The organism is Candidatus Latescibacterota bacterium (assembly GCA_019038625.1).
Lineage (GTDB): Bacteria > Krumholzibacteriota > Krumholzibacteriia > Krumholzibacteriales > Krumholzibacteriaceae > JAGLYV01.
The window spans coordinates 1-5,366 of the sequence record JAHOYU010000112.1; the positions used below are offsets into that span (position 1 = coordinate 1).

A 5,366-nucleotide genomic window follows, 5' to 3' on the forward strand; every position below is an offset into this window, starting at 1 on the left:
GCCCTCTCATATCCACTGAGCATCTCCATGAGATCGAGACCAGCCGTCTCAGCTTCGATGATGTCAACAGCTCCCTCAAGATCCTTTCTTAGCATCCGGGCTACAAACACACCCGCACCGTCATCGCTGAGTATCGTATTTCCCAGTCCGACTATCAGCGTTTTCATTTTCTAACAAGGCCTTTCCCGCTCTTATCTGGAAACGGTATTCAGAATCTCTCCATCAAGGTCCATTATCTCCACGACCAGAGGCATCTGCCCTGGAAGACTGTGAGTCGCACAGCTGAAACACGGATCATAGAGCCTGAAAGCCATCTCCACCGTGTTGAGCAGACCGTCGCTGACCTCTCCGCCCGGTTTTATGAGCTTTTGGGCGACCTTCTTGATCGCCATCGAGATCGAAGCGTGATTGTTAGTCGTTCCTACGATCAGGTTCGCCTTTGTGACGATACCGTTCTCATCGGTCCAGTAATGGTGCGTCAACGTTCCACGAGGCGCCTCGACGATACCGACGCCTTCTGTAGGCGTGGTCGAGGGGATGATCCTGACATTCGGATCTGTTATCTCCCCATCGTTAATCAGTTCGACCATCCGCTCTGCTGCGTAAAGTATCTCGATAAGTCTGGCCCAGTGGTTCACAAGAAGTTTGTGACATGGCTTTCCGCCTACCGTCTCGAACATTTTCTCATAATGCTCCTGTGCTTTCGGCGTGGCAAATCCATCGGACACATTGAGCCTCGGAAGCGGATTCGCCTGGAAGAGAGGCGTACCCATTCCTTCCTTGAATCCCTGCCATCCACGATCCTTGAGATAAGGATACTTGAGGTAGGAATAGGGCTCGACATGCTCAGCAACATGCTGCAGGTATTCCGACTCATCGTACTTGACGACCTCGTTACCTTCGGGGTCCACCACCCTGACCTTGCCGTGATAAAAGTTGACCTTGTTGTTCTCGTCGACCAGCCCCATGTAGTTTGTGACCTGTTCGAAAACATCGCCCACGATCAGGTCGAGATATCCCTGGTTCGCAAGGACGATATCGGCAAAGAGCTTTATGCTGAACTCGGCAAACTCGAGTTGTCCTATGGCCAGTTCCTTGATCTTGTCCCTGTCTTCCTCTGAAAGGGCTTTTGTCACACCCCCGGGGATATTCCAGACTGGATGTGTCGCCCTGCCACCGACCATGATCTGGATCTCCTGTGAGATCCTTCTCTGCTTCAGTACTTCTCCACCTATCTCCAGCCCTACTTTTTCGATGAGGCCAAGCACATTTCTCGACGCCTTGGGCGCGTCAGGACCGAGAACGAAATCGGGCGCTGCCAGCGCGTAGAAATGAGCCGCGTGGCTGTGGACATAATGCGCCATATAATAAAGTTCTCTGAGCTTCTTCGCCACAGAGGGGATATCCGCGCCGTAAACAGCGTCTACAGCTTTACCTGCTGCCATGTGATGAGCAGCGGGACAGACTCCGCAGATCCTCGGCATAATCCTTGGGATCTCCTCAATGGGCAGACCCTCGACGAACTTCTCGAATCCACGCAGTTCCGGTATCTGTAGAAAGGCGTTTGTCACCGATCCATCGTCGTCGATGAAGATCGATATCTTACCGTGCCCCTCCAGCCTGGTGATGGGATCTATCTCTACGCGTTTCATATTTTTTTCCTCCTGAGAATGGAAGCAGCCACGCTGAACCTGTGGAAAGTCCTCAGGGGGTCAGGTATCTGATTAATAAGCTCATCGATGGCTTCTTCCTCTTTGGGTTCGAGGACCGATGCCAGAGCACTCAGCATCCTGATTCCCTGGTCGGGGACTCCTTCCAGGGGGCCATAACAACCTCTGCATGGTACGTTGGTATTAATGCATCTGCTGCCGCAGCCTTCGCGGGTAACCGGACCGAGGCAGAGCAGTCCCTGCTCCAGCAGGCATTTCTCCGGATCGGTGATTACTTCCGATGTCCGCTTGAACTCGGTGATCTCCTTCTCTTCCTTTACCCTCGAGCATTCGTCGCAGAGAGTCCTGCTTCCGGCTCCTATCACCGAACCCTTTGGTGGAAGATTCCCTTCCCACACAGCGACAAGCGCATTCACGATCTGCTGCGGTACAGGCGGGCAACCAGGGATGTAATAATCGACATCGACTACCTGGTCAAGTGTCTTGACGGTACCGTAGAACCTTGGGAGTTCCAGCGGGAGTCCAGCTTCTTTCCAATACTCCTGCGGAATGGTCCCTTCTTCGTTGATCGTAGACTCAGATTCAATATAAACACGTTTGAGCAGGTCGTCTTTCGAGTGAAAATTGGCCAACCCGGGAAGACCTCCAAGGTGGGCACAGGCCCCCAGTGCTACCATGACTTTGGATTTCTTCCGCAGAAGTCTCGCGATCTCCTCGTTCTCCGAATTTCTTACCGCTCCGTTATACAGGACGATATCAAACTCACCGTCATCCATCCCTCTCACATCGTCATATTTGAAATCCAGCGCGATGGGCCAGAAGAGAAGATCCATCTTCTCCGCTACCGTCAGGATCAGTTCATGCACATCAAGTACAGCAACATCACATCCGCCGCAACCGGCACCCCAGTATATTCCAGCTTTAAGCTTCATTACTGTCACCACCTTTTTCTCCGCCAGCGGCGTGGTGGGGAATCACATCGTCCTTCATCATATCTTCAAGTCCGGCCTTGATCCCCAAGGGACCAAGATTCCGGATCTCCTCAGTAAAGTCATCGACCACGGTTGCAAATCTTTCTCCCTCGGAGGCGGCGACCCACTCGAGCCTTATCCTCCCGGGATCGATTCCGTAGTCTGGCAGCACTTTCTTCAGCATCTTGTACCTGCGGAGAGCCTTGTAATTACCCTCCTGGTAATGACAGTCGCCAGGATGGCATCCGGCAATAAGAACACCGTCAGCGCCTTCATAAAGTGCCTTCATGATGAAGGTAGGTTCGATCCTTCCACTACACATCACCCTTATAGATCTTATATTCGGCGCGTACTTTATTCTGGCGGTTCCCGCCAGATCCGCTCCGGTGTACGAACACCAGTTGCAGAGAAAACCGACGATCTTTGGTTCAAATGACATTTCATCATCCCTTCGGTATCGATGTCTCTGTTACAACCCGCCCGAGAAGATACCCTCTATCTCGGCGAAAATCTGCCTGTCTTCAAAATGCTTTGCCGATATCGCACCACTCGGACATCCGGCTACGCATGTTCCGCACCCCTTACAGAGCGCCTCGTTGACGACAGAGACTTCTTTTTCCTCGTCGAACTTTACTGCCTGGTATGGACAAAGTGTATTGCAGAGTTTGCATCCTGAACATTTGTCCTCGTCCACCTCAGAGGTGGCAGCCTCGACCTCGATCTTCTCACGAGTTATCATAGAAAGGACAGCACTTGAGGCAGCTGACGCCTGCGCGACGGTATCAGGGATGTCTTTCGGAGACTGGCAGCCTCCCACGACAAAGACTCCATCTGTGGCCGTTGCAACCGGACCGAGCTTGGGATGTTTCTCTATTATGAACCCATCCTTGCCAATACTGACACTGCAGAGTTTCGCCAGCTCGGGAAGCGTTTCGGAACCCTCCAGTCCTGTACTGAGGACGACCATGTCCAAAGGGATCCTCCTCACGGTGCCGACCAGAGTATCCTCTACTGACACTACCAGCTTACCCTTCTCGGCCTCTGTGACAGGTACCTTTGTTATTTCAGCTACCTTGCCACGCACGAACCGTACATCTTCACTGAGAAGCCTGTCATAGAACTCCTCGTATCCTTTTCCGAAACATCTCATATCGATGTAGAATTCGTAGACCTCGGCGTCTATCTTCTCCTTTATAAGGTGAGCGTATTTAAGCGAATACATGCAGCAGACCCTTGAGCAGTATTCGTTTTGACGTTTGTCCCTGCTCCCGACGCAATGAACGATACCGATCGATTTCGGTTCGCTGCCGTCAGCCATCAGGATATTTCCTCCTGTCGAACCAGACGCACAGTTCATAACTTCAAATTCAAGAGCGGTCATCACGTTGTCGAGCTTACCGTAACCGTATCTCTTCACTTTCGCCGGATTGAAAGTCTTGAATCCAGCGGCGATGATTATGTTCCCGACTTCGAATTCGACTATCTCATCGGTCATATCATATTTAATGGCGTCTCGTTCACATTCCTTCGCGCATATTCCGCAGGCGCCTGAATCATTCTTGAAATAGAGGCAGGTGTCCCTGTCTATCACCGGTATAGCTGGCACAGCCTGCATGAACGGCATATAGATCGAGGTCGTCGGGCCAAGAGAAAGTTTTTCATGTACGTTCCCCTTCCTCGGCACTCTCGAACTCGGGCACTTGGACCAGCATGCACCGCATCCGTTGCAGAGTTCCGAGTCGACATACCTTGCCTTTTTCCTTACCTTGATGTTGAAATTACCGACATATCCACTGACGTCCTCTACCTCCGAATACGACAACAGTTCGATATTCGAATGTTGTCCTACCGAGACCATCCGTGGAGTCAGGATACAGGCACTGCAGTCCAGCGTGGGGAAGGTCTTGTCGAACTTTGCCATATGCCCGCCGATCGATGGTTCCTTTTCGACCAGGACCACTTCCTTGCCAGCCTCGGCCAGATCCAGAGCAGCTTGTATTCCGGCGATACCTCCACCTATTACAAGAGTCCGTGGATTGATCGGAACCTCTTTTTTTGTAAGAGGCTCCAGAAGGAAAGCCCTTCTGACGGAAGCAGCGACCAAGTCCTTGGCCTTCTCCGTAGTCTTGTCCACATCGATGTGGACCCATGAACACTGCTCCCTGATATTTGTCATCGTGAACAGGTATGGGTTGAGCCCCCCTCGCTCGACAGTCTTCCTGAAAGTGTTCTCATGCATCAGGGGAGAACATGAAGCAACGACGACCCTGTCGACCAGCTTATCCTCCAGATCTTTCTGGACCAGAGCCTGGCCCGGATCGGAACACATGAACTTGTAGTCTTTGACCAGCGTGACGTTTTCCAAACCCCTGGCAAAATCAGCGACAGCGTCTATGTCGACCTTGCCAGCTATATTCGCTCCGCAATGGCAGAGGTATACTCCTATACGTACTGACATCTTACGCCCCCTCGATTATTTTCTTCATCTCACCGGAGATCTTCACTCCAAGCCTGCCCAGCCCCAGCTCTTTCATCGACTTGCCCTGGGCCAGACCGATCAGCTGGGTGAAGTAAATGACCGGGATCCTGAATTTAGTACCGAAGAGGCTGTTCACCTTCGACTGGTAAATGTCCAGATTCATCTGGCACAGGGGACATACCGTGATTATGCAGTGTGCTTCGTTTCTCTCAGCGTCGGCGAGAATCTCTTTGCACAGGTGGAGGG

At 52.0% G+C, this 5,366-nt stretch carries 5 protein-coding genes; all 5 read right to left on the bottom strand.

The annotated features are described in order from the left end of the window. Positions 1-191 precede the first annotated feature (191 nt). A complete protein-coding gene (locus KOO63_08810) occupies positions 192-1,652 on the bottom strand; it encodes a Ni/Fe hydrogenase subunit alpha (protein MBU8921907.1) in 1,461 nt (486 codons plus the stop codon). Further along, positions 1,649-2,602, bottom strand: a complete 954-nt coding sequence (locus KOO63_08815; protein ID MBU8921908.1) for a hypothetical protein — start codon at positions 2,600-2,602, stop codon at positions 1,649-1,651. The genes KOO63_08810 and KOO63_08815 overlap by 4 nt, the downstream gene beginning before the upstream one ends. After that, positions 2,592-3,080 carry a hydrogenase iron-sulfur subunit gene (locus KOO63_08820; protein ID MBU8921909.1) on the bottom strand — a complete coding sequence of 163 codons (489 nt, stop codon included), beginning with the start codon at positions 3,078-3,080 and terminating at the stop codon, positions 2,592-2,594. The genes KOO63_08815 and KOO63_08820 overlap by 11 nt, the downstream gene beginning before the upstream one ends. Before the next feature lie 30 nt (positions 3,081-3,110). After that, on the bottom strand, positions 3,111-5,099 hold the full coding sequence (locus KOO63_08825) for a CoB--CoM heterodisulfide reductase iron-sulfur subunit A family protein (protein MBU8921910.1): 1,989 nt from the start codon (positions 5,097-5,099) through the stop codon (positions 3,111-3,113). A 1-nt stretch (position 5,100) separates the two neighbouring features. Further along, on the bottom strand, positions 5,101-5,366 hold a 266-nt coding region (locus KOO63_08830; GenBank protein MBU8921911.1), incomplete at its 5' end, for a hypothetical protein.